General features: G+C 61.6%; 25 protein-coding genes and 1 tRNA gene. 4 read left to right on the plus strand and 22 right to left on the minus strand.

Annotation, left to right across the window (positions count from 1 at the left end):
- The first annotated feature begins 34 nt into the window (after positions 1-34).
- Positions 35-703, plus strand: coding sequence for an inner membrane-spanning protein YciB (locus L5849_RS05240; RefSeq protein ID WP_236924720.1), 669 nt, complete (start codon positions 35-37; stop codon positions 701-703).
- 22 nt (positions 704-725) lie between these two features.
- Positions 726-1,166, plus strand: coding sequence for a GNAT family N-acetyltransferase (locus L5849_RS05245; RefSeq protein WP_236924721.1), 441 nt, complete (start codon positions 726-728; stop codon positions 1,164-1,166).
- On the opposite strand, the gene L5849_RS05250 is transcribed toward L5849_RS05245, so the two are convergent.
- The 10 genes from L5849_RS05250 to L5849_RS05295 form a co-directional block, all read right to left on the minus strand.
- The gene (locus L5849_RS05250) at positions 1,163-3,106 is read right to left on the minus strand and encodes a potassium transporter Kup (protein WP_236924722.1); all 1,944 of its coding nucleotides are present in this window, start codon (positions 3,104-3,106) and stop codon (positions 1,163-1,165) included. The genes L5849_RS05245 and L5849_RS05250 overlap by 4 nt on opposite strands.
- A gap of 106 nt (positions 3,107-3,212) precedes the next feature.
- Positions 3,213-3,866, minus strand: a complete 654-nt coding sequence (locus L5849_RS05255; protein WP_236924723.1) for a tetratricopeptide repeat protein — start codon at positions 3,864-3,866, stop codon at positions 3,213-3,215.
- Positions 3,863-4,270 carry a cytochrome c-type biogenesis protein gene (locus L5849_RS05260; RefSeq protein WP_236924724.1) on the minus strand — a complete coding sequence of 136 codons (408 nt, stop codon included), beginning with the start codon at positions 4,268-4,270 and terminating at the stop codon, positions 3,863-3,865. Before L5849_RS05260 ends, L5849_RS05255 begins: the two co-directional genes overlap by 4 nt.
- Positions 4,267-4,791: a DsbE family thiol:disulfide interchange protein gene (locus L5849_RS05265; protein ID WP_236924725.1), complete on the minus strand. Its 525-nt coding sequence runs from the start codon at positions 4,789-4,791 to the stop codon at positions 4,267-4,269. The genes L5849_RS05260 and L5849_RS05265 overlap by 4 nt, the downstream gene beginning before the upstream one ends.
- Positions 4,788-6,743 carry a heme lyase CcmF/NrfE family subunit gene (locus tag L5849_RS05270; protein WP_236924726.1) on the minus strand — a complete coding sequence of 652 codons (1,956 nt, stop codon included), beginning with the start codon at positions 6,741-6,743 and terminating at the stop codon, positions 4,788-4,790. The genes L5849_RS05265 and L5849_RS05270 overlap by 4 nt, the downstream gene beginning before the upstream one ends.
- Complete coding sequence (gene ccmE, locus L5849_RS05275; protein WP_236924727.1) at positions 6,740-7,210, minus strand: cytochrome c maturation protein CcmE; 471 nt, start codon at positions 7,208-7,210, stop codon at positions 6,740-6,742. Before ccmE ends, L5849_RS05270 begins: the two co-directional genes overlap by 4 nt.
- Positions 7,207-7,347 (minus strand): hypothetical protein, encoded by a 141-nt coding sequence (locus L5849_RS05280; RefSeq protein ID WP_236924728.1) that lies wholly within the window; start codon positions 7,345-7,347, stop codon positions 7,207-7,209. Before L5849_RS05280 ends, ccmE begins: the two co-directional genes overlap by 4 nt.
- The gene (ccmC, locus tag L5849_RS05285; protein ID WP_236924729.1) at positions 7,347-8,069 is read right to left on the minus strand and encodes a heme ABC transporter permease CcmC; all 723 of its coding nucleotides are present in this window, start codon (positions 8,067-8,069) and stop codon (positions 7,347-7,349) included. The genes L5849_RS05280 and ccmC overlap by 1 nt, the downstream gene beginning before the upstream one ends.
- A 59-nt stretch (positions 8,070-8,128) precedes the next feature.
- Entirely contained in the window at positions 8,129-9,193 is a 1,065-nt protein-coding gene (locus L5849_RS05290) for a Glu/Leu/Phe/Val dehydrogenase (RefSeq protein WP_115416432.1), read from the minus strand.
- Positions 9,194-9,246: 53 nt separating this feature from the next.
- Positions 9,247-9,323, minus strand: a tRNA-His gene (locus L5849_RS05295).
- A 191-nt stretch (positions 9,324-9,514) separates the two neighbouring features.
- Between L5849_RS05295 and L5849_RS05300 the strand changes: the two genes are divergently transcribed.
- Both L5849_RS05300 and L5849_RS05305 read left to right on the plus strand, forming a co-directional pair.
- Complete coding sequence (locus L5849_RS05300) at positions 9,515-10,150, plus strand: 2OG-Fe(II) oxygenase (RefSeq protein WP_236924730.1); 636 nt, start codon at positions 9,515-9,517, stop codon at positions 10,148-10,150.
- 292 nt (positions 10,151-10,442) lie between these two features.
- The gene (locus L5849_RS05305; RefSeq protein WP_115416430.1) at positions 10,443-10,760 is read left to right on the plus strand and encodes a TraR/DksA family transcriptional regulator; all 318 of its coding nucleotides are present in this window, start codon (positions 10,443-10,445) and stop codon (positions 10,758-10,760) included.
- Positions 10,761-10,826: 66 nt separating this feature from the next.
- Here the strand turns inward: L5849_RS05305 and rpmE are convergent, their stop codons facing one another.
- From rpmE to rpsB, 12 genes are all read right to left on the minus strand, one after another.
- Positions 10,827-11,054 carry a 50S ribosomal protein L31 gene (rpmE, locus tag L5849_RS05310; protein WP_115416429.1) on the minus strand — a complete coding sequence of 76 codons (228 nt, stop codon included), beginning with the start codon at positions 11,052-11,054 and terminating at the stop codon, positions 10,827-10,829.
- 95 nt (positions 11,055-11,149) lie between these two features.
- Positions 11,150-11,602, minus strand: a complete 453-nt coding sequence (gene fabZ / locus L5849_RS05315) for a 3-hydroxyacyl-ACP dehydratase FabZ (protein WP_236924731.1) — start codon at positions 11,600-11,602, stop codon at positions 11,150-11,152.
- Between the two features lie 26 nt (positions 11,603-11,628).
- Positions 11,629-12,312: an OmpH family outer membrane protein gene (locus tag L5849_RS05320; RefSeq protein WP_115416427.1), complete on the minus strand. Its 684-nt coding sequence runs from the start codon at positions 12,310-12,312 to the stop codon at positions 11,629-11,631.
- Positions 12,312-15,008 (minus strand): outer membrane protein assembly factor BamA, encoded by a 2,697-nt coding sequence (gene bamA / locus L5849_RS05325; protein ID WP_236924732.1) that lies wholly within the window; start codon positions 15,006-15,008, stop codon positions 12,312-12,314. Before bamA ends, L5849_RS05320 begins: the two co-directional genes overlap by 1 nt.
- Positions 15,009-15,179: 171 nt before the next feature.
- Complete coding sequence (gene rseP, locus L5849_RS05330) at positions 15,180-16,316, minus strand: RIP metalloprotease RseP (RefSeq protein ID WP_115417853.1); 1,137 nt, start codon at positions 16,314-16,316, stop codon at positions 15,180-15,182.
- 9 nt (positions 16,317-16,325) lie between these two features.
- Entirely contained in the window at positions 16,326-17,477 is a 1,152-nt protein-coding gene (gene dxr, locus L5849_RS05335; RefSeq protein WP_236924733.1) for a 1-deoxy-D-xylulose-5-phosphate reductoisomerase, read from the minus strand.
- Positions 17,474-18,187: a phosphatidate cytidylyltransferase gene (locus L5849_RS05340; protein WP_236924734.1), complete on the minus strand. Its 714-nt coding sequence runs from the start codon at positions 18,185-18,187 to the stop codon at positions 17,474-17,476. Before L5849_RS05340 ends, dxr begins: the two co-directional genes overlap by 4 nt.
- Entirely contained in the window at positions 18,174-18,815 is a 642-nt protein-coding gene (uppS, locus tag L5849_RS05345; protein WP_236925071.1) for a polyprenyl diphosphate synthase, read from the minus strand. The genes L5849_RS05340 and uppS overlap by 14 nt, the downstream gene beginning before the upstream one ends.
- A gap of 160 nt (positions 18,816-18,975) precedes the next feature.
- On the minus strand, positions 18,976-19,533 hold the full coding sequence (frr, locus tag L5849_RS05350; RefSeq protein ID WP_236924735.1) for a ribosome recycling factor: 558 nt from the start codon (positions 19,531-19,533) through the stop codon (positions 18,976-18,978).
- Between the two features lie 29 nt (positions 19,534-19,562).
- Positions 19,563-20,279: a UMP kinase gene (pyrH, locus tag L5849_RS05355; RefSeq protein WP_115416423.1), complete on the minus strand. Its 717-nt coding sequence runs from the start codon at positions 20,277-20,279 to the stop codon at positions 19,563-19,565.
- Positions 20,280-20,644: 365 nt separating this feature from the next.
- Positions 20,645-21,571, minus strand: a complete 927-nt coding sequence (gene tsf, locus L5849_RS05360) for a translation elongation factor Ts (protein ID WP_236924736.1) — start codon at positions 21,569-21,571, stop codon at positions 20,645-20,647.
- A 119-nt stretch (positions 21,572-21,690) separates the two neighbouring features.
- Positions 21,691-22,443, minus strand: coding sequence for a 30S ribosomal protein S2 (rpsB, locus tag L5849_RS05365; RefSeq protein WP_236924737.1), 753 nt, complete (start codon positions 22,441-22,443; stop codon positions 21,691-21,693).
- Positions 22,444-22,491: the final 48 nt, after the last annotated feature.

A 22,491-nucleotide genomic window follows, 5' to 3' on the forward strand; every position in this document is an offset into this window, starting at 1 on the left:
CCATGGATTGCCGTGTCACCTGCAGCTCCTCGCAATGACTGATTGGGAAGAAATGACCGAAGCTGAAACCAATCCCAAACCGAAATCGGGCTGGCTCAACATCCTCGTCGACTATGGCCCGTTGCTGGTCTTCCTCGGCGTCTACAAGTTCTACCAGCCGCCGGAGACTTCGACCTTCGGCGAGATCGCCGCGGTGATCTACGGCACCATCGCCTTCATGATCGCGGCTGTCGCGGCGCTGGTTTTCAGCAAGTTCAAATTCGGCCATGTCAGCCCGATGCTGATCCTTTCCACCGCGCTGATCGTGGGCTTCGGCGGCCTGACCATCTGGTTGCAGGACGAAAAGTTCATCCAGATCAAGCCGACCGCGATCTATCTGCTGTTCGGTGTGCTGCTGATCGGCGGCTGGCTGCGCGGCAAGGCGCTACTGCAAATCCTGCTCGAGGCCGCCTTCGAAGGATTGAACCGCGAAGGCTGGCTCAAGCTGTCGCGCAACTGGGGTCTGTTCTTTTTCTTCATGGCGGGCCTCAACGAAGTCCTGCGCATGCAGTTGAGCTTCGAAAGCTGGCTCTGGGCCAAGCTGTGGGTGTTCATGCCCCTCTCGTTCCTGTTCACCTTCACCCAGATCCCGATGCTGCTGAAGCATGGCCTGGCGCTGGCGGAAAAGGACGAGGTGCTAAAGGACGAACCGCCGACGGCGTGACCGCAACCGGGAGCGTACTTGAATGTCGATTGAAGTTTACCTGACACCGCCCGATGCCGTCGCACAGGCCCTGAGCGATGGCATCGCCACCTTCAATCGCAGCGCAATTCCCGATCTTGAACCGAATGAGGATGAGGTTCGGTTTCACGTCGTCGCATCAAACGAGATGGGTCAGGTCGTCGGCGGCCTGCGTGGAACCTGTTACTGGAACACGCTGCACATTGAATTGCTGTGGCTTTCCGAGGATGCACGCGGATCGGGGATCGGCGCGCAACTCGTCGAGCGAGCTGAGACACTTGCACGCGAACAGGGCTGTGAGTTGGCGCTGGTCGAGACGACGAGCTGGCAAGCCAAGCCGTTCTACGAAAAAAGCGGTTACGAGCTTATGGCAACATTGGAAGGCCGCCCCAGAGGACACGCCTCGCATTATCTGCGAAAATTCTTGGTACGACCAAGCCGTTAAATCTCCACCTGGCTGCCCAGTTCGACCACACGGTTGGTCGGCAGGCGGAAGAAATCCATTGCCGTCGCCGCGTTGCGCAGCATCCAGGCGAAGATTTTCTCGCGCCAGATCGGCATGCCGGGCTTGTCGCTGGCCAGCAGCGTCTGGCGCGACAGGAAGAAGCTGGTGTGCATCATATCGAATTCACCGCCACAACGCTGCATCTTCTTCAGCCCCTGAGGCACGTCGGTCTCTTCCATGAAGCCATAATGCAGGATGGCGCGATAGAAGCCGTCGCCGAGATCGTGATATTCGCAGCGTTCCTCGGGATCGACATAGGGTGCATCGGCGATCAGCACAGTCAGGATCACCACTCGTTCGTGCAGCACCTTGTTGTGCTTGATATTGTGCAGCAGGGCGGAAGGCACGCCGGCCGTCTGGCTGGCCATGAAGATGGCGGTGCCCGGCACGCGGGTGGCGGAATTCTTGGCGCTTTTGGCGAAAATTTCGATCGGCAGCGCGGTTTCGCTCATGCGGTCGCGCATCAGTTTGCGCCCGCGCGCCCAGGTGGTGAGCAAGGTGAAGGCGACAAGGCCGACGACCAGCGGGAACCAGCCGCCATCGGGAACCTTGAACAGGTTCGCCGCGAAATACGCCCCATCGATAATCAGGAAGAAGATCACGACCGGCGCCGCGTACCACCACTTCCATTTCCACACCCCCACGAACAGAACGCCCATCAGCAGCGTGTCGATGGTGACCGCACCCGTTACAGCGATACCGTAAGCGCTCGCCAGATTGGATGAGCTCTGGAAAGTGAGCACCAGGATGACAACCGCCACCATCAAGGCCCAATTCACCACTGGAATGTATATTTGCCCGGCCTCGGTCTCGCTGGTGTGGCGAATCGACAGGCGCGGCATGAAGCCCAATTGCATCGCCTGATGGGTGATACTGAAGGCACCCGAGATCACCGCCTGGCTGGCAATGAAAGTGGCGACCGTGGCGAGAATCACCAGCGGCAGACGGAACTCCTCGCTGGCCAGGAGGAAGAACGGGTTTTTGACCACTGCCGCCGCCTGCTCCGGCGGAAGGCCCGCGATCATCGCGCCCTGCCCGAAATAATTGAGCAGCAGACACGGCATGACGAAGCCAAACCACGACAAACGCATCGGCCCGCGGCCGAAATGCCCCATATCCGAATAAAGGGCTTCAGACCCCGTCACCGCCAGGACCACCGCGCCCATCGCGAGAAAGGCAATGAACCCATCGGTTACGAAAAACATCACCGCATAATAGGGGTTGAGCGCCCACAGAATATCGGGGTTCTGAACGATCTGGTTGAGCCCGAGACCGCCGAGCGTAAGGAACCAGACGATCATGACCGGCGCGAACAGAGCTCCGACTTTCGCGGTGCCCCGCCGTTGCAGAAGGAACAGGCATACGAGCAGGACGAGGGCGATGGGGATGACGTAGGAGGTCAGACCTTCATCGACCACGGTTAGCCCTTCGACCGCCGAGAGCACCGAAATCGCGGGCGTAATCATGCTGTCGCCATAGAACAGCGAGGTCGCGAACACGCCCAGAAGTACGACCAGCCAGCCCCAGCGGGACTTGCCGATATGACGGCTGAGCAGCGCCACCAGGGCCAGGCTGCCGCCCTGCCCCTTATTGTCCGCCCGCATCAGGATGGTGACATACTGGATCGCCACCACGATCAGCATCGACCAGAAGATCAGGCTGACCACGCCAAGCACGTGCATCCGGTCGATCGCGATATTCGCCGCGCCGGAAAAGGTTTCGCGAAAAGCATAAAGCGGGCTCGTCCCGATATCGCCGAAGACGATACCGATCGCCCCGATCGCCAGTGCGCCTTTCGACGCACCGTGCCCATGGCCGTGCCCCGCTTTGGAAAGCCTACCTTCGGGGACCGGGTCTTGCGCTTGCGCGGTATCATTCATGAAAGATTGGGTTCCGACAGCATCGTGTCACTCAGCCATTAGGGCGAAGGCGCGGGCGTTAGCAGCCTAGGTTTGCGCTCGCAACATATCGCGCAAAGCGCTGTTTTTACTCCTGCTCTTCCGCCGCTCCACGAGGCGAAACACCCAAAAGGCCTTCAAGGCGTGCGAGTCGCGCGGCAAGCGGGAGACGCCATTGCGCATCGGCGGGAGCGGATTCGAGCAATTCGCGCCACAAGGAAAGCGTCTTGCCCGGCTCTCCCGCCCGCAGGTAGGACAGGCCGAGAAAATATGTCGGTGCCGGATTGTTCGGTGCTACCTGCTCGGCCCGCGAGAAGGCATAGAGGGCCGCTGCGGTGAGCCGTCCGTCGGCATGTTCCACCAGGGCATTGCCCAGCGCGACCCATGCTTCGCCATCCCCGGGATTCTCAGCCACGGCATTGCGCAGGAAATTCGCCGCCTGGTCATGCTGGCCGCGGCGCGTGAACGCGTCGGCGGTCACGACAAAACGGGAGGGCGCTCGGCCGCCTCCGTAGAATTCGCGGCGAGCCTCGACGAGCAGTTCACCAGTTTCCGGCGCCGCCGCCAATGCGGCCCCGGCGGGAGCGGATGCCTGGCCGGGATTGCCCTGTGTGGCGTAGCCCGCAAGCCCGAAGAGCAATGTCGAACCGAACAGCATCCACAGGCTGCGGCGCAGTTTAAGCGCATAGATCGCCAGTACGAAGACCAGGAGCGCGAGGACGAGGATCGGGAGCCAGTTCACGCCCGCCTCCGGAACCGACCGAGCAGGACAGCGCCCACGACAAGCACGAGCAGCAGCGGGATGGCGAATAGCGGCCAGGTGGTCGAACTGACTTCGGGCTTGTAGCTGACATAATCGCCATAGCGCTGCATCAGCCAACCGCGAATTTCGCCAGGGCTTTCGCCTGCGGCGATGCGGATGCGGACCTGGTGACGCATGTCGCCCGCCATCGGCGCGTCGCTATCCGCGATCGATTGCGATTGGCATGTGAGGCAGCGCAGCGTTTCCATCAGTTCCTGCGCCGCCGCCTCCTGTGCCGGATCGTCGAGCTGACGGTATGCATAGGGCGCCGGCGGCATGGATTGCTGCGCGGCGAGCGGGATCGCCAGAGCCAGAACGATTGACGAAACGAGTGCGCGGATCATCGCACTTTCTCCAGTTCGGCGAGCAACACCGACACATCGTCGGCACGAATGTCGCCGATATGCTGATAGCGGATCACGCCCTGGCCATCGATCACGAAGGTTTCGGGCACGCCGGACGAACCGATGGCAAGCTGGACTTCGGATAGATCGTCACGCCCGATCCGGCTGTAGGGATTGCCATGCCGGGCAAGGAAGCGCGCGATGTCCTCGGGCCGGTCGCGGATCGCGACGCCGACGATTTCGGCCCCCTGCTCTTTCAGGCTTTCGAGATGCGGCGCCTCGGCGATGCAGGGCAGGCACCAGCTCGCCCAGATGTTGAGCAGACGCGGCTTGCCATCGGCGAATGTCGCGTTCGAGACGCCCTCGACACCCTCCATCGCCGGCGGAAGATCGAAATAGGGCAACTCTTCGCCGACCATACGACTCTCGACGAAATCGTCTTTCGGCTGAGTGAGCTGATAGGCGGCAAGGCCGACGAACAGCGCGAAAACGAATAGCGGAACCCACAAGCGCCAGCTCATGCTATGGCCTCCCTATCGGCGCGCCGTTCGGCAATACGCGCCGCCAGGCGGCGATGGCGCAGGTCGCTCAATAACCGGCCGATCAACGCCAGAACACCGCCGAGCGCGACAAGTAGCCCGCCATACCAGATCAGTGTGACGAAGGGCTTCCACCATAAGCGCAACTGCCACCGGCCATCAGCCGCGCGATCGCCGACCACGGCATAGAGCTGGCCGTTCCAGCGTGCGATCAGCGCGCTTTCTGTCGTCTGTTGCGGCGGAGCCCAGAAGTTGCGGGCCTGCGGGGCAAGGACCTTCGCTTCACCGCCATTATAGCTTGCCGCGAGACGCCCCTCGATCGCCGTCCAGTTGGGGCCGGCGACGGGTTCCACGCCTTGCAACACCACTGTCCACGGACCAACCGTCGCGCTTCCCCCCTCCTCAACCGCCGCAAGCCGTTCCTCGGTAAAGGCGCTTTCGCTCGCCATGCCGATCAGGGCGACGGCGATGCCGAAATGGGCAACGACCATACCCCATGTCGCGAGCGGTGTACGCGAGAGTTTGCGCCCGCGCAGCGGCAGCAGGCTCGCAACCGCAAGGCCAAGGCCGAGCGCCAGCCCGAGCAGTGGGAGCAGGGCAATATCCGCCAACAGGCTGAACAGAATCAGCGCGGCCAGCACCAGCGCCGCGAAAAGCGCAATCTCCTTGCCGATCCGGTCCACCCGGTCCTGCCGCCAGCGTAGCAGTGGCCCGACCGCCATCACCGCCAGCATGGGGATAGTGAAAATCGCCCCAACCGGGTTAAAATAGGGCGGCCCGACCGAAACGCGTACATCGAAGGCCTCGGTCAACAGCGGATAGAGCGTGCCGAGGAGCACAATGGCCAGGATCGCGCTCAGCATGACATTGTTGAAAACCAACGCCCCTTCGCGGCTGGCAAGCGCGAAGCGCTGCCCCTCGTTGATCGTATTCGCGCGCATCGCGAACAGGAGCAGCGCGCCGCCGATGAAGATGCCGAGCAGGACGAGAATGAACGTCCCGCGTTCCGGATCGACGGCAAAGGCGTGGACGCTTGTGAGAATGCCCGAACGCACGAGAAAGGTACCGACCATGCTCATCGAAAAGGCGACCACGCCGAGCATGATGGTCCAGGTCCGCAGCGCATCGCGGCTGGCCAGCACGCTGGCCGAATGGAGCAGCGCGGTCGCGGCTAGCCATGGCATCAGCGAGGCGTTTTCCACCGGGTCCCAAAACCACCAGCCGCCCCAGCCCAGCTCGTAATAGGCCCAGTAACTGCCCGCCGTGATGCCGATCGTCAGCAGCACCCAGGCGCCCAGCACCCAGGGCCGCATTGCGCGTGCGAAGTCCGGTGTCACCTGCCGCGTCAGCAGCGCGCCGACCGCGAAGCTGAAGGCAACCGACAGGCCGACATAGCCCAGATAGAGCGTCGGCGGATGGAAGACGAGGCCGATATCCTGCAGCAGGGGATTCAGTCCCATTCCTTCCGCCGGCGGGTTGGGCATGCGCTCGAACGGGTTCGAGCTGAGCAACAAGAAGGCGTAGAAGCCAAGCGCAACCACCCCTTGCGCGGCGAGCGTGGCGTTCATGGTGCGCTCGGGGAGGCGTCGCTCGACCAGCGCGATCAGCGCGCCCGCCAAGCCCATGACCATGACCCACAGCAGCATGGAGCCCTCATGGTTGCCGAAACTGCCCGACAGCTTGAAGATCAACGGCTTCATCGAGTGCGAATTCGATGCAACCAACTTCACCGACAAATCGGTGATCGCGAACAGCCAGACGAGCATGGCGAACGATAGAGTCACCAGCACGCCCTGCATGATGGCCGCAGGGCGGATCAGTCCGGCCAGTTCACCCTTGCCGTCATCGCGCACCGCCATGAAGCCGGCGATCATCTGCAACGCGGCAAGCGCGGCGGCGAGCCACAGGGCGGCAAGACCGAGTTCGGCGATCATTCGAGGCCTACGGTAGTTTCCTCGGCCATTTTGGCCGCCTGATGCTGTTCCATTTCCTGCAATTCGCGCGGAACGTAGTTCTCGTCATGCTTGGCGAGGAGATTGTCGGCGACAAAGGTGCCATCGGCGCCCAGGCGCCCCTCGGCCACCACGCCCGAGCCTTCGACGAACAGGTCCGGCGCGATCCCGCTGAAGCGTACCGGTACGCGTGACCCATCGTTGCCGGTAACGGCAAAGGTCAATGTGATCCCGTCATCTGCGGTTTGAAGAGACCCCTCTTCGACCATTCCGCCAAGCCGCACCGCCTGCCCCACTTCGGGCGGGTCGGCCAGCATTTGCTCGGGGAGGTAGAAATAGCTCGCCTGACTGCGCAACGCGTAGGCCGCCAGCAGCCCCGCGCCGACCAGCGCGACGAGCGCAAGAACGACCAGTACGAGACGCTGATGCTTGGGTTTCAATGCGCTCATTTACGCCTGCTCTCTTCGCGGCGCTTCTCCGCGCGCTTCATGTCGATCCACGCCCAGGCGATCATGGCGAGTGTGCCCACCACGCCAACCGCATAGGCCGCGATCACGAAATCCCACTGGTCGAGCGCCTCGCGCATCACGCAGCCTCCATCGCCTTGCGGCGCAGGCGCGCCTCCGCCTGAATATCGGCGAGCAGCGCCCGCATGCGGGCCAAAACCACGCCGCCGAACAGCAGGGAAAACCCCGCGACGGCGACCAGCAGGGGGACGAGAAACTCGCCATCGATGGCGCTCTTGCCCATGGTGATGCTGGGCGGTTGGTGGAGCGAATTCCACCATACCACGCTGCGATTGATAATGGGGATGTTGATCGCCCCGAGCAGCCCGAAAATCGCCGGAATGCGCGGGGATACGCCTTCACGCTCAGCCGCCTGCGCCAACGCCATATAGGCAAGGTAAAGGAAGGCAAGCACCAGCATGCTGGTCAACCGCCCATCCCACACCCACCAGGTGCCCCAGGTCGGCCGTCCCCAGATAGAACCACTGGCAAGACAGATTAGCGTGAAAACGAGGCCCGGCACCGCTGCGGCGCGTGCGGCCAGCGCGGCCAGGGGATGACGCCAGACCAGAAATACGAGGCTGGAAACGGCAATGGCGGTCCACCCCCCCATCCCCAGCCACGCGGTGGGAACATGGAGGAAGAGAATTCGTACTGTCTCGCCCATGAGACGGTCCGGTGGAACGCGAAACAGCCCCCAGTAGAGCGCAGCCGCACTCACCAGCAAACCGGCGACCAGCAACAGCGGGGTCAACCAGTTTGCGAGCGAAAGGAAGCGCTTGGGATTGGCGAAGCCATGCATCGAAATATACCGTCCAGCTCCGCTTTGGCAGCGCTCATCCGGCCTCGCAAGAGCGCAGTTCAGCGACCGATCAGTTCCTGGGCCATACGGTCGGCAACCTGATCGGGCGAACCGCCACCGCGATCGCTTTCCTGCCAGATCCGTTCGAGCCGGCCTGGGATCAGCGCGATGCGCTTGCGCACCTCGTTGATATCGCAGGGCGCCTTGTCCTGACGGCACAGATATTCGAGCGTCACCGAGATGATCCCGCCCGCATTGATGACGTAATCCGGCGCGTAAAGGATACCGCGCTCGGCAAGCATCGGGCCGTGTTCGGGACGCCGCAACTGGTTGTTCGCGCCGCCTGCCACAATCTGGCAATCGAGCCGCGCGATACCCTCTTCGTCGAGAATCGCCCCCAAGGCATTCGGGCTGAACACGTCGCAGGCCACCGACATGATCGCATCGGGTGCAGCGGTGGCGGCACCCAGTTCGGCGGCCAGCGCTTCGGCGCGGTCCTGGTGGATGTCCGACAGGGTCAGCTTCGCGCCGTCGCGGGCGAGCAGGCGCGCGACGCCGCCGCCGACGCTGCCGGTGCCCTGCAGCGCGACATGAACACCCTCGACGCTGTCCTTGCCCAGCTTGTGCCGCACCGCAGCCTTGATGCCGAGAAAGATACCCAAGGCGGTAAACGGTCCGGGATCGCCGCCCGCCGTATCCTCTCCTTCCACGGGAAGGCCGGAAACATGTTGGGTGCGCTGGGCCACGGCGGCCATATCGGCTTCCGAGATGCCCACATCCTCGGCTGTGACATACCGGCCGCCCAGCGCTTCGACCGCATCGGCGAAAGCCGCAAGCATTTCCGGCGTCTTCGTCTTGTCCTTGTCCGCCAGGATCACCGCTTTACCGCCGCCCATGGGCAGTCCGGCCATCGCGTTCTTGTAGCTCATGCCACGCGACAGGCGCAGCGCATCGCGCATGGCATCGGCCGGTTCCGCATAGTGCCAGAAACGGGTCCCGCCCGCGCCCGGGCCGAGGTGAGTCGAATGAAGTGCAATAATGGCAGTCAGACCGCTTTTCGCGTCTCGTACAACCTGTACGAGTTCATGGTCATCGAAATCCGCTTCGGTCCAGAAAGCCGTCATGCCTTGCGTGCCCCCAAAGAGCTGTGAAGGACGGCTGCGACAGGGGGAAAAGATGGGGCGATCGACGGGGTTCGAACCCGCGACCTCCGGTACCACAAACCGGCGCTCTAACCAACTGAGCTACGATCGCCACATGCCCCCGGAACCGTCCGGGAAGGGGCCTGATACGCATGAGTGTGGCAGCGTCAAGCCGCCCTGCGTAACGGCGCGTGCCTGTTGCACAATGAGCGGGGATTGGGAAGCGAAAAACGTCAAAGGCGCAATTGCGCGCAATTTTCTTTCGCAGTTGTGCGCGTCATCGCCGGCGCTATCCTTGCAGCCATGAAGAGACCGGGCGAATCTTCCGTCGAAAAACTGCTCGAGCGCGACGGTCTACAACGTGTGCCGAGTGACAAGCTCGACCTTTTCCAGTTGCGCGATTTCGTGCCCCCGGAACTGCGGGCCGAACTGATTCGGCTCATCGAACGGGGGCGGCGGCCCTCCACCCTCGCCGACGCCGGCGACGACCGTTACTTTCGCACCAGCGAGACATGCGACCTCAATGGAGATGAAGCGGCGGTCGAACGGCTCGAGGCGCTGCTGTTCGATCTCAATGGCATCGATCCCGCCTATGGCGAGCCTCTACAGGGACAGCGCTATGATGTGGGGCAGGAATTCAAGCCGCATTGCGATTACTTCAATCCCGGCGGGGCCGACTGGGCGCGATACTGCTCGGTTGCCGGGCAGCGCACCTGGACCTTCATGATCTATCTGAACGAGGTCGAAGCCGGTGGCGCAACCCGCTTCAAAGCGGTTCGCAAGACTTTTCAACCCGAAGCCGGGAAGCTGGTCTGCTGGAACAATCGCCGCCCCGATCTCAGCGAAAATCCGAACACGATCCATCACGGAATGAAAGTACGCAAAGGGCTCAAATACGTGATTACCAAATGGTACCGCGAAAAGCCCTGGGGGTGGTGAGATGGCCGAAGGCGAAGCACCGCTTCTGCCGCAAATGTGGCATCCATCCCTTTCATCAGTTGCGATCGGAGCCCGATCGTTGAGGCCTAAACCTGGCCTGTGGCAACGGCATGACATCTATGACCTGCCCGAGATTCCCGTTTTCGATGGACAGAGCCATCCGGCGAATGGCTGGGCTTATCCATATGTAGGAGTCATGCGTTTCGAGCCGAATGAAAATTGATGCAGGACAAATTTCATTCCCGTATTTCGTGTTAGTTTGATCCCCAGACACGATAATGGGAGTGCATTCATGACCGAATACAGCGACATCCGCGAAAAATTGCAGAACCGACTAGGGGATTTGCTGGAGCGTGCCGAAGTCATCGAAGACGACTTGCGCCATCCGCTCGAAGCGGATTCGAGTGAGCAAGCCGTCGACCTTGCAGATGACGAAGCGCTTGAGGGTATCGATGAAGTTCTGCGCCAGGAAATCGCGCAAATCCGCATGGCTTTGTTGCGGATCGAAAACGGCACCTATGGCATTTGCGGCCAGTGCGGCAAACAGATCGCGCGCAAACGCCTGGAGGCCCGCCCTATCGCCACGCGTTGTATCGATTGCGCCGAATGAACCCTTAACGCAAAAAGGGCGGCCCGGCAGGACCGCCCTTCGCAATGCCATCGAGGCTTGCCGCGCTCAGTTCTTCTTGAGCGACAGGCCGCCGAAACGCTTGTTGAAGGCTGCGACGCGGCCGCCTTCCTGAATCTGCTTGGTACCGCCGGTCCATGCCGGGTGGCTGGTCGGGTCGATATCGAGCGTCAGCGTATCGCCTTCGCTGCCCCAGGTGGAGCGCGTCTGAAATTCGCTGCCATCGGTCATCTTGACCGTGATCATGTGGTAATCGGGGTGACCTTCGGCTTTCATTGTAAACGTCCTTCTAGCCTCGGAACGGTTCCGACCGGTCCAGCTGTGTTGTGGAGAAGGCGCGCGCATAGCGGCGAGCGCCGAATTTGGCAACCTTATTCGGGCGCGTCCGCGATCATGGCGGTAAACTGAACTTCGCAGGTCACTTTGCCGTCGACCGAAGCCTCGCCCGCGAATTTGCACACACGGGCACGTTTCTGGACAAATTCGGCCTTGAGATCGAGCAGCACGCCCGGCATCACAGGCGCTCGGAACTTCGCATTCTCGATCGCCATGAAATAGACGAGCTTGCCCGAGCCCGCGAGGCCGAGGCTTTCCACCGCGAGCACACCGGCGGCCTGCGCCAACGCCTCGATCTGGAGGACGCCGGGCATAATCGGCGCGCCGGGGAAATGCCCCTGGAAGAAATCCTCGTTGAAGCTGACCGCCTTGACCGCGTGAATACGCTCGTCGGCGACCAGTTCCGCGACCCGATCGACTAGGAGCAGAGGATAGCGATGCGGTAACCGCTTAAGCACCTCGACGATGTCGAAACCAGTCTCGCTCATCACCCTGCCCCCGTCGTTCTTTATCGTTAGCGTCCGGTCGGCTGGGCCGTTTGCTGCTGTTGCTGCTGAGCAGCCTGCTGCTGGCGCGCTGACGCGATCATGAGAATCTGCTGGACTTCCTGGTAGATACCGACCGCCTGCTGCGCCGGTTGCCAGCCTTCGGGCGGCGTGATCTGGACGGAAGGTACGCGCTGATTAAGCACGGCGACTACCTTGTCGTTCATATTGGCCGCCGGATCGGTGTAGATCACGGCATCGGGCGCGAGGATCATTTGAACCGAGTTCTGCGAAGCGACGGTTTGCAGGCTGGCGCTGTACTGCTGCAGAATCTGCTGAATGGCATAAACGCGCGCCGATTCGACCTGGTTCGAAAGCTGGGCGATTTCCCGCTCGAGCGTCTGCAATTGCTGTGCCTGCGGCGCGCTCTGAGCGGCCTGCTGCTCTGCCTGATCCAGGCTGCCGTCACCATTCGTATCGAGCTGGCGCAACAGAGTCTGAACCTGCTGCTGCTTTTCCTGAATTTGGGTGATCTGGGCCGAATAGGTCGTGCCGATCTGCTGGAAGGCGGTACGCAGCGCGTCGCTTGCCGCGATGGTCGCTGGCGCATTCACGATGCCGATATTGCCGCTGATCTGCGCCGCGGCGGGAGTGGCGATGGCGGCAGCGCCGGCGATGGCCGCGACTGCCATGGTCTTGCTGAAAAGTTTCATCAGAATTGTGTTCCTACATTGAAGGAAAAGGTCTTTGTGTCGTCGCCAGGCTGCTTCTTGATAACCTGCGATATATCGATCCTGAACGGACCGAAGGGCGAGTTCCAGTTGACACCGATACCCGCCGATATGCGCGGACTGGCCGAATCCCCGACAAACACCTCCCGATAGAAGCTCGATTCCGGAATGAGTGGTTCATTGGGCGTCCCGTCAGGCGCGGTAGGATCGAGTGTTTGGCCAGTGATCGGTGTGCCATCGGGCCTGAGCCGCGGGGTACCGTCTTCGTTGAAGAGCGGACCGATGAAAAGCAGTTGGTCACCCAGGGTTGCCTGCCTGCCATTCGGCTGGTTGACGAGCAGGGGCTGCACAATCGAGAACAGCGAACCGACATCCACCCAGATCGATGGGCGTATACCCATCTCACGAGCCCCGCTGCCGAGCGGAATCTCCAGCTCCGCGCGGCCAAGATAATAGGCTTTACCACCCACCGCGTCGTCGAAACGCTGCTTGGATGCGAGAGCTTCCTCCAGCGGCGTGAGAATGCGCGGACCATTCGAATTGTCCGGATCGGGTATGTAATTGAGGCGAACGATACGCGGTCCGATACCGCGAATGTCGAAGCCACGCATTTGCGGCTCGCCTAGGAAAAAGCGGTCGGTCAGGCGCACATCGTCGACACCCGGCCGATTGCTGTCCTCGAGGCCGCGAATCCAGCCGCCTTCTCCTGCCAGCGAGAAAACGAAGCCGCTGCCCAGCGGCCAGTATTTCGCCATGCGGGTACGCATGCGCACATATTTTTCCGAACCGCCCAGACCAGCGAATTCCGTAGTCCAGCTAATGGTTTCACCGCGGCTCGGACGCAGACGGCTGTTGAGGGTATTGTAGTTGAAGGTCAGACCAAGGATCGAACTCGAACGTTCGCCGATTGCTTCGCATAGGAAACGGCTGGCCCGCGTGATGTCGCATTCGCCGTTGGTGAAGAACTGGTCCCCGAGCGACACATCGTCATAGTTGAATGTGTAGCTGCCGATCGCACTCAGATACTCCGTCAGCGGTACACCGGCACGGACAGAGAAGCCGGTCGTCGACTGCTCATACGTTGTATTGCGTTCCTGATTGCGGAAGTTGAAGCTGTTGAGATCGCGGCGATAGATATCGACGCCGGCCGAAATGTTGCGATCGAACACATAGGGTTCGCTGAAGCTCACCTGCGCCGATTTGGAATAGCGCGAATAGTTCAGGCTGAGGCCGATGGTCTGGCCGCGACCGCGGAAATTGCGCTGACGGATCGAGCCCGCGAGAATGAAATTCTCGATGCTGGAAAAACCAGCCGAGAGCTGCAGCTCGCCAGTCGCCTGTTCCTCGACATTGGCCTCGAGCACGATCCTGTCGGGCGCGCTGCCCTCGACCTGATTGATCTCGAAGTTTTCCTGAAAATAGCCGAGCGAATTGATGCGCGCGGCCGAACGGGCGACCGACAAGGAATTGAACGCGTCGCCTTCGGCGAGACGGAATTCACGCCGCACGACCTTGTCCTGCGTCAGCGTATTGCCGTTGACGTCGATCCGCTCGACATAAACACGCGGAGCCTCGCGCAGGACGAAGTTGACCTCCATCGTCAGGTCTTCAGCGTTGCGCTGAAACTCGGGTTGCACTTCGGCAAAGGCATAGCCGAAAGTACCCGCCAGCTCTGTAAGCTGCTCGACCGTATCCTCGACCAGCTTGGCGTCGTACCAGTCGCCAGCCCGCATCGGCAGCCGGGCCGCCATCGCGTCATCGTCGAAATCGCGGATCTGGGAATCCACGGTCACGTCGGCGAATTTGTACCGCTCACCTTCTTCGACGACATAGGTGATGATGAAATCGCGCTTGTCGGGCGTCAATTCGGCGACGGCCGAAACGACGCGGAAGTCGGCATAGCCTTCCGTCAGATAGAACTGGCGCAGCTTCTGCTGGTCGAAGGCCAGCCGGTCGGGATCGTAACTGGTGTTCGAACTGAGGAAGCTGGTCAGCCGCGCCTGCTTGGTGACCATTTCGCCACGCAATTTGCCATCGGAAAAGGCTTCATTGCCGATGATGTTGATCTGGCGGACCTTGGACTTGGGACCTTCGCTGATCTCGAACACGATATCGACGCGGTTCTGCGACAACTCGACCATCTTCGGTTCGACCGTCGCCGCGAAACGGCCCTGACGCTTGTACAGCTCGACAATGCGGGCCACGTCCGCACGCACCTTCGACCGGGTGAATATCTGCCGCGGAGACAATTTGATCTCGGGCAGGATCTTGTCGTTCTTGAGGCGCTTGTTACCTTCGAGAATGATGCGGTTGATAACCGGGTTTTCGACGATGGTGATGACTACATTGCCGTCATTGTTCACCACGCTGACGGTGGAGAACAGCTCGGTCGCGTAGAGATCTTTCAGGACCCCGTCGCCAGCAGCCTGAGACCAGGCATCGCCCGGACGAAGCTTGATGTAGGACAGAATGGTCTGCGGTTCGAGCCGCTGCGCGCCGCTGACGGCAATCGTTTGGACGATGTCCTGCTGGACCGCCGGAGCCGCAGCTTCGGCAGCTTCTTCCTGCGCGAAAGCCATTGTCGGCACCCCGGCAAGCATGGTCCCGGCCAGCAACCCCATGGCCAGCCGCGCGGCAGGATTCTTGCGTCGCGTGGCGGCATAAGCAAAATTAGTCATCGACAAGGAGATTCCCGTCCTCGTTTCCATATAAGCAGATCCGGCTGTCGCAGCCCCGATCCGGCGTCAGGCCGCACAGTGCGGGGCGGCCATGCCGTCCCCTGCCCGATGCGTCTCCACCAATCAAGCTTTGCTGCGGCGAATTGCCGGTATCCCGCTCCCTTTCCCCGGCTAATTCCCGAATACGGGAAGCGTCACCAGATCGTTGATCGTGACGAACACCATCAGCATAAGCACGAGGGCCACGCCGGCGCGGTACGCCACTTCGGTTCCACGGGGACCCACCGGCTTCCGGCGAACTGCTTCCGCCGCGTAGAAAGCCAGGTGCCCGCCGTCGAGAGCGGGGATTGGCAGGAGGTTGATGAATGCCAAGTTAAGCGAAATCAGTGCGACGAAATTGATAAAGGCCATGGCCCCAAGGCTGAGCTGCTCGCCCGAAAACTTGGCGATCTTGACCGGGCCGCCAAGCTCCTGAACCGAACGCTCGCCGGTGAAAATCTGGCCGATCCCGGTGACCATCATGTCGACGATGCCGATGGAATGGTCGACAGCCAGCCCCAGCGAGGAGGCGATACCCTGTGGTTCGAACTCGAAACCGGCTGCACCCGAGGCGACCCCGATCAGCCCGACCTTCGACACATTGCCGAAGCGATCCTCCATCTCCACGCTGCGCACGGGCACCGCAAAGGTCTGTTCGGCACCGTCGCGTTCGATCGTGATGTCGAGCGTGCGACCAGGATAGAGCATGATCGAATCCTGCACATCCCGGAAATCCTCCATCCGCTCACCTTCGACCGCCACGATCCGGTCACCCACCTCGATCCCGGCTGCACGTGCGGGCGATATCTCGGCGAACCGGGCGACGGTGAGCTGGCCGTCCGCATCGGCCGGAACCGGCTTGCCGTAGAAGGCGAAAAACCCCGCGAAGATCGCCAGGGTGAGAAGAATGTTGGTCGCGGGTCCCGCGAATACGATCAGCGCACGCTTCCACAGCGCCGCATGGTGAAAACTGCCCCGGCGCTCTTCAACGCTGGCCTGCGCCACCGCCTCGGCATCGGGAATACTGGCGGGGTTCATATCGCCCTTGAACTGCACATACCCCCCCAGCGGGAGTGCGGAAAGCTTCCACCGCGTGCCACGTTTATCGGTGAAGCCCCAGATTTCCTTACCGAATCCGACCGAGAACGCTTCGGCATGAACGCCGAACCAGCGACCGACGATATAGTGACCCAGCTCGTGAATCGTGACGAGCGGCCCAAGCAGCAACGGAAACCCGATGACATAATAGAGCCAGAGAGGCAGGTTCACTTCCACGGGTCAGACAGGCTCCAGAATACGGGTGGCGCGGCGGCGTGCATCCTCGTCAACGCGCAAGACCTCTTCGAGGGTTCGCGGTGCATCGGGCAGATCGTTCTGGTTCAGAACGTTTTCGACCAATACCGCGATCCTGCTGAACGCAATCTTACGATCGAGAAAGGCCGCCACCGCGATCTCGTTTGCGGCGTTGAGCACTGCCGGGGCGGCCCCACCCGCCTCAGCCGCCTCGCGCGCCAGTCTGGTCGCGGGGAAACGTACCTCGTCCGGGGCGAAGAAGGTCATCTCGCCGATGGCAGGCAGATCGAGCGGCTCCATCGGCGTATCCATCCGCGCGGGCCAGGCGAGGCATGAAGCGATGGGAACGCGCATGTCCGGCGGGCCAAGCTGGGCCAGCGTCGACCCGTCGCGGTATTCTACCAGAGAGTGAATCACGCTCTGCGGATGGACAACAATGCGAATTCGGTCGAGCTTGAGCGGGAAAAGGTGATGCGCCTCGATCAGCTCGAGCCCCTTGTTGAACATGGTCGCGCTATCGACACTGATCTTGGCGCCCATGTCCCAATTGGGATGCGCGATGGCCTGTTCGGGCGTCACGGCGGAAAGGTCTTCGATCATGCGCAGCGGGCCGCCGCTGGCGGTCAGCGTGATCGACCGGACATCCCCAATCTCGCCACCCTGCAGGCATTGAAAAATCGCATTGTGTTCGCTGTCGACCGGCAGCAGCGTCGCACCGTGTTTCGCAACAGCCGCGGTCATCACTTCGCCCGCCGAAACCAGCGCTTCCTTGTTGGCGAGCGCGATTGTCCCGCCCTGCTCTATCGCCGCCATGACGGGGCCGAGCCCGGCACAGCCGACGATCGCCGCCATGGTGATGTCGACCGGGCGCGAGGCCGCTTCGCACAGCGCAGCGCGGCCGGCGGCCGCCTCGATCCCGCTTCCCGCCAGGGCATCGCGCAGGTCGCCGAGATAGCGTTCGTCCGCCACAACGGCGATATCCGCGCGGAATTCGCGCGCCGCCCTGGCAAGCTCGGCGACGTTCGAATTGGCGGTCAGGGCGGTCACCTTCCAGCTCTCGGCATTGCGGCGCACGAGATCGAGCGTCTGTTCACCGACCGAACCGGTCGCGCCAAGGATCGAAATCGAACGCTTCACCGCGCCGCGCCCAGCAACGCGCCCGCCAGCAACACTACGGGGATCATCCCGTCAGTCCTGTCGAACACGCCGCCATGTCCCGGTATAAGCTTTGAGCTGTCCTTGACCCCGGCCTTGCGTTTGAGCCAGCTTTCGAAAAAATCGCCAGCCTGGGCAGCAACCGCCGTCACTGCCCCAAGAGCAAGAATCTGCCCCGCTTCGGCAAGATCGAAGAACATCGTACTGTCGCCCGACGTCGCTCTGGCCACGAAATAGATCCAGCCCGCGATCCACACCGACGCTCCGACAATGCCGCCCAACAATCCGGCCCAGGTCTTCGACGGGCTGATAGAGGGAGCGATTTTCGGCCCGCCGAGCGTGCGGCCGAAGAAATAGGCGAAGGTATCGACGGAGACGACCGCGCCAACAACGCCGACGACGATCGGGATCGGAAACCGCGAGAGCATATAGCCCGCTATGCCGATATAGATCGCACCGGCCAGTATCCCTGCAAGGCGATAGGACACGTTCGGCGTAGCCTTGATCACGAGCAGGACGAATTCGAGCATGGTGACGAGCGCCACTGCAAGGATGAACCAGCCAAACCATGGAGCGCCCGCCAGCAATGCCCCGACCGCAAGCGCGATCATCACCGCGGCGGAAACGATCCGCACGGGAAGATCGGGGTTTTTCCGGACGGTCTCTTCCGCCACTGTCTCAGCGTCCGCCAAATCGCCTCTCCCTCTCCGCGAAGTCGGCCAGCGCGCGTTTCAGGTGATCGGGCGTGAAGTCCGGCCACAGCACGTCGATGAACAGCATCTCTGCATAAGCCGCCTGCCACAAGAGAAAATTCGACAAGCGTACTTCGCCGCTGGTGCGGATCAGCAGGTCCAGCGGGGGGAGCGGGGCACTGTAGAGGTGACGCTCGATCGTCTCCTCGGTCACTTCGCCTGCTTCCGCGGCCTTGCGCGCCGCCTGCGCGATTTCGGCCTGGGAACCGTAGTTCAAGGCGACTGCCAGCGTGCGTGACCCTTTCGACGTCTTTTGCAGCGCATCTTCGAGCATTTCGACAATATCCGGCGCAAGCCCCTGCCAATTCCCGAGAATATGGAGTTTTATGTCATTGGCAATGAATTCGGGCAGATCCGATTTGATGAACTTGCGCATCAGGTTCATCAGATCATCGACCTCGTCTTCGGGTCGCTTCCAGTTTTCGGACGAAAACGCGTAGAGTGTCAGGCACTCGATCGACGTGTCCTTAAGGCTGCGCACGAGTTCGCGCACTGCCTCCACACCCTTGCGATGCCCCATCGCCCGCGGGAGGTACTTGCGCTTCGCCCAGCGGCCATTGCCATCCATGATGATGGCGACGTGACGAGCGGTTCTGTCAGGGGACCTCACGCAAATTTCCGTTGATATCGAGCGGTTGCGAAACACAGCCTCGAGAGGAGCTCGAGACACATTTGCGCCGACGCCTCTCGGCTTCGCCCGAGGCGAATGGAGGCGGGGAGCAAACCGTTCACTGCGACAGGATTTCCTGTTCTTTCTTTTGCACCGTGGCATCGCATTCGGCGACATATTGATCGGTGAGCTTCTGCACCTCGGCCTCGCCGCGCTTCTGCTCGTCTTCCGAGATTTCCTTTTTCTTCTCGTCGTCCTTCAGCGCTTCCATACCGTCGCGGCGTACATTGCGGATCGCGATCTTGGCCTTCTCGCCGTATTCTCCCGCGACCTTGGCGAGTTCCTTGCGGCGTTCCTCGGTCAGATCCGGCATCGGCAGGCGCACATTCTGCCCGTCGATCATCGGATTGAGTCCGAGATTGGCCTTGGCGATACCCTTTTCGACCGCAGTCACATTCGCTTTGTCCCACACCTGCACGCTGAGCATGCGAGGTTCGGGCGCGCTGACGGTGGCGACCTGATTGAGCGGCATCATCGAACCATAGACCTCGACCACCACGGGATCGAGAAGGCTGGTATTCGCCCGCCCCGTCCTCAGGCCCGACAAATCGCCCTTCAGGCTTTCCACGGCGCCCTTCATGCGGCGCTCGATATCGGTCTTGTCGTATTTGGCCATGGCGGTTTCCTCTATCTCTCTGAATTGTCTCAGTTCTGCACGATCGTCTGTGTGCCCTCACCCGCGATGACCCGGGCAAGGTTGCCCTTCTCGCGGATCGAGAAGACGACGATCGGGATATTGTTGTCACGGCACAGGGCGACCGCGCTGGCATCCATCACCTTGAGATTATCGGCGAGGACTTTTCCGTAGGTCACCGTGTCGTAGCGCTTGGCATCGGCGTTTTTCTTGGGATCGCTGTCGTAGACCCCATCGACGCTGGTTCCCTTGAGCAACGCGTCGCAATTCATTTCCGCAGCGCGCAAGGCCGCGCCGCTATCGGTGGTGAAATAGGGGGCGCCGACGCCCGCGGCGAAGATCACGATGCGACCTTTTTCAAGGTGACGTTCGGCGCGGCGGCGGATCACCGGCTCGCAAACCTGATCCATCTGCACAGCACTCTGCACGCGGGTCTGAACCCCGAGCTGCTCCAGCGCGCTCTGCATTGCCAGCGCGTTCATCACCGTGGCAAGCATACCCATGTAGTCGGCCTGGGCACGGTCCATCCCCTGAGCCGCGCCGGCCATCCCGCGAAAGATATTGCCCCCGCCGATGACGAGGCAGAGTTCCAGCCCGGTTTCCTTGGCCGCTTTCACTTCCTTGGCCAGTTCCATGACGAACGCCGGATCGATCCCGAACTGCTGATCGCCCATCAGCACCTCGCCCGAAAGCTTCAGCAGGACACGTTTCATGGTCGATAAGGGCATGGATTCTCGCTCGGCATCAAGTTTGCGCGGCCTTAGAGCCCCAGCGGGCTGCTGCCAAGTGCGCCAGCGGTAAGTGGACTGTGGGCCGGACGATTTCCCCGACCCACGCGCCTGCGACGATCCCGCTGGTTTTTCGCCGGTTGCGATTCGCTGTTGGCGCCGTGAACTCCACGCTGGCAGCGAAAGGCTGCAGATCGAAAGCGCCTACCAAACCCGCATAAATCCGTCCGTAGACACGAAAACGGTCGCCGCACCGAAGCACGACGACCGTTCCCGAATACGAGCGACCCGAAAAGTACGGGCCGGGCTAATTGGTCATACTCGGAGTCTTTTTTCCAGTCCGGTATTTTACACAGTGCCCAAGATTATCCAGCAACGGCCGCCGCGACTTCCGCTGCGAAGTCCGATTCTTCCTTTTCGATGCCTTCACCGAGCTGGAAACGGACATAGTCCACCAGTTCGACTTTCGCGCCGATATCCTTGGCGGCCTGCTCGACGACTTGCGCGATGGGGGTTTTGTTGTCCATCACGAAGACTTGGCTGAGCAGAGCGTTTTCCTTGGCGTATTTAACAATCGCGCCTTCGACCATCTTTTCCTGGACGTTTTCGGGCTTACCGCTCTCGGCAGCCTTTTCGCGGGCGATCGCGCGCTCACGCTCGATCACGTCGGCATCAAGGCCTTCGGCGGTCAGCGCCTGCGGGAAGGCGGCGGCAATGTGCATGGCCAGCTTCTTGCCGAGCTCTTCGAGCTTGGCGGCATCGCCTTCGCTCTCGAGCGCGACCAGAACGCCGATCTTGCCGAGGTCGGGTGCGACCGCGTTGTGCATGTAGGGCACGATCACGCCGTTGGTGACCGAAACGGTCTTCATGCGGCGAACCTGCTGGTTCTCGCCGATGGTCGCGACATTGTCGGTCAGCTTGTCGGCAACGGTTCCACCATCGGGATAGGCGGCGGCCTTGAGTGTTTCGACGTCGTCATTCGATGCGTTGAGCGCGACCTGCGTGGTCTTGCGCACGAAATCCTGGAACTTGTCGTTCTTGGCGACGAAGTCGGTTTCCGAGTTCACCTCGACGGCGACGCCCTTGGTGCCTTCGACGGCAACGCCGACGAGACCTTCGGCGGCGGTACGGCTCGACTTTTTCTGAGCGGTGGCGAGGCCCTTGGCGCGCAGCGCGTCGACAGCGGCTTCGATATCGCCATTGGCGCCTTCGAGGGCCTTCTTGGCGTCCATCATGCCCGCGCCGGTCTTTTCGCGCAGGGCCTTCACGTCAGCGGCAGTGAATGCAGCCATGATAATTTCCTTCGTATAAAATCAGTGTGCGGGCACCGGGCCTGCCCTTCTCGAGCCGCCCGGCGCGTAGATCGCTTGTGTGACGGGGAGATTGCGCTCCCCGGCCACATTTCCGGGCCTCAGGCCGCTGCGGTTTCTTCCGGCGGGTTTTCCATGGCGCCGACATCGGCACCCGAATCCTGGATGCCTTCGCCCTTGCCGCTCTTGGCAGCTTCGGCGACCGCTTCGCAGTAGAGGCGGATAGCGCGGGCAGCGTCGTCGTTGCCCGGGACCGGGAAGGCGATACCTTCGGGATCGACGTTGGTGTCGAGCACGGCGACTACCGGGATACCGAGGACGTTGGCTTCCTTGATGGCCAGGTCTTCCATGTTGGCGTCGATCACGAACATCACGTCGGGAATGCCGCCCATGTTGCGGATGCCGCCGAGCGACATTTCGAGCTTGTCCCGCTTGCGGGTAAGGTCGAGCACTTCCTTCTTGGTCAGGCCCGCAGTGTCACCCGAGAGGCGCTCGTCGAGCGACTTGAGGTGCTTGATGCGTTCGCTGATGGTCTTCCAGTTGGTCAGCATGCCGCCGAGCCAGCGGTGGTTGACGTAGTGCTGGCCCGAAGCGAGCGCAGCTTCGCGGATCGCGTCCTGCGCCTGGCGCTTGGTGCCGACGAACAGCACCTTGCCGCCCGAACGCGCGGTCTGCTGCACGAAGTCGAGCGCGCGGGCGAAGAGCGGCACGGTCTGCGACAGGTCGATGATGTGGATGCCGTTGCGCGCGCCGAAAATGTACGGCTTCATGCGCGGGTTCCAACGGTGGGTCTGGTGGCCGAAGTGCGAGCCGGCCTCGATCAATTGCTGCATCGTGACGGTAGGAGCCGCCATAGTCATATTCCTTTCCGGTTATACCTCTGGAAAGCTGGAACCCGAATG

It is taken from the genome of Erythrobacter sp. SN021 (assembly GCF_021864455.1).

Excerpts from the sequence above, each read along its gene's own strand:
- L5849_RS05240 (WP_236924720.1), top strand. The coding sequence starts at position 35 with ATGACTGATTGGGAAGAAATGACCGAAGCTGAAACCAATCCCAAACCG.
- L5849_RS05245 (WP_236924721.1), top strand. The coding sequence starts at position 726 with ATGTCGATTGAAGTTTACCTGACACCGCCCGATGCCGTCGCACAGGCC.
- L5849_RS05250 (WP_236924722.1), bottom strand. The coding sequence starts at position 3,106 with ATGAATGATACCGCGCAAGCGCAAGACCCGGTCCCCGAAGGTAGGCTT.
- L5849_RS05260 (WP_236924724.1), bottom strand. The coding sequence starts at position 4,270 with ATGATCCGCGCACTCGTTTCGTCAATCGTTCTGGCTCTGGCGATCCCG.
- L5849_RS05265 (WP_236924725.1), bottom strand. The coding sequence starts at position 4,791 with ATGAGCTGGCGCTTGTGGGTTCCGCTATTCGTTTTCGCGCTGTTCGTC.
- L5849_RS05270 (WP_236924726.1), bottom strand. The coding sequence starts at position 6,743 with ATGATCGCCGAACTCGGTCTTGCCGCCCTGTGGCTCGCCGCCGCGCTT.
- ccmE (WP_236924727.1), bottom strand. The coding sequence starts at position 7,210 with ATGAGCGCATTGAAACCCAAGCATCAGCGTCTCGTACTGGTCGTTCTT.
- L5849_RS05280 (WP_236924728.1), bottom strand. The coding sequence starts at position 7,347 with ATGCGCGAGGCGCTCGACCAGTGGGATTTCGTGATCGCGGCCTATGCG.
- ccmC (WP_236924729.1), bottom strand. The coding sequence starts at position 8,069 with ATGCATGGCTTCGCCAATCCCAAGCGCTTCCTTTCGCTCGCAAACTGG.
- L5849_RS05290 (WP_115416432.1), bottom strand. The coding sequence starts at position 9,193 with ATGACGGCTTTCTGGACCGAAGCGGATTTCGATGACCATGAACTCGTA.
- L5849_RS05300 (WP_236924730.1), top strand. The coding sequence starts at position 9,515 with ATGAAGAGACCGGGCGAATCTTCCGTCGAAAAACTGCTCGAGCGCGAC.
- L5849_RS05305 (WP_115416430.1), top strand. The coding sequence starts at position 10,443 with ATGACCGAATACAGCGACATCCGCGAAAAATTGCAGAACCGACTAGGG.
- rpmE (WP_115416429.1), bottom strand. The coding sequence starts at position 11,054 with ATGAAAGCCGAAGGTCACCCCGATTACCACATGATCACGGTCAAGATG.
- fabZ (WP_236924731.1), bottom strand. The coding sequence starts at position 11,602 with ATGAGCGAGACTGGTTTCGACATCGTCGAGGTGCTTAAGCGGTTACCG.
- L5849_RS05320 (WP_115416427.1), bottom strand. The coding sequence starts at position 12,312 with ATGAAACTTTTCAGCAAGACCATGGCAGTCGCGGCCATCGCCGGCGCT.
- bamA (WP_236924732.1), bottom strand. The coding sequence starts at position 15,008 with ATGACTAATTTTGCTTATGCCGCCACGCGACGCAAGAATCCTGCCGCG.
- uppS (WP_236925071.1), bottom strand. The coding sequence starts at position 18,815 with ATGGATGGCAATGGCCGCTGGGCGAAGCGCAAGTACCTCCCGCGGGCG.
- frr (WP_236924735.1), bottom strand. The coding sequence starts at position 19,533 with ATGGCCAAATACGACAAGACCGATATCGAGCGCCGCATGAAGGGCGCC.
- pyrH (WP_115416423.1), bottom strand. The coding sequence starts at position 20,279 with ATGCCCTTATCGACCATGAAACGTGTCCTGCTGAAGCTTTCGGGCGAG.
- tsf (WP_236924736.1), bottom strand. The coding sequence starts at position 21,571 with ATGGCTGCATTCACTGCCGCTGACGTGAAGGCCCTGCGCGAAAAGACC.
- rpsB (WP_236924737.1), bottom strand. The coding sequence starts at position 22,443 with ATGGCGGCTCCTACCGTCACGATGCAGCAATTGATCGAGGCCGGCTCG.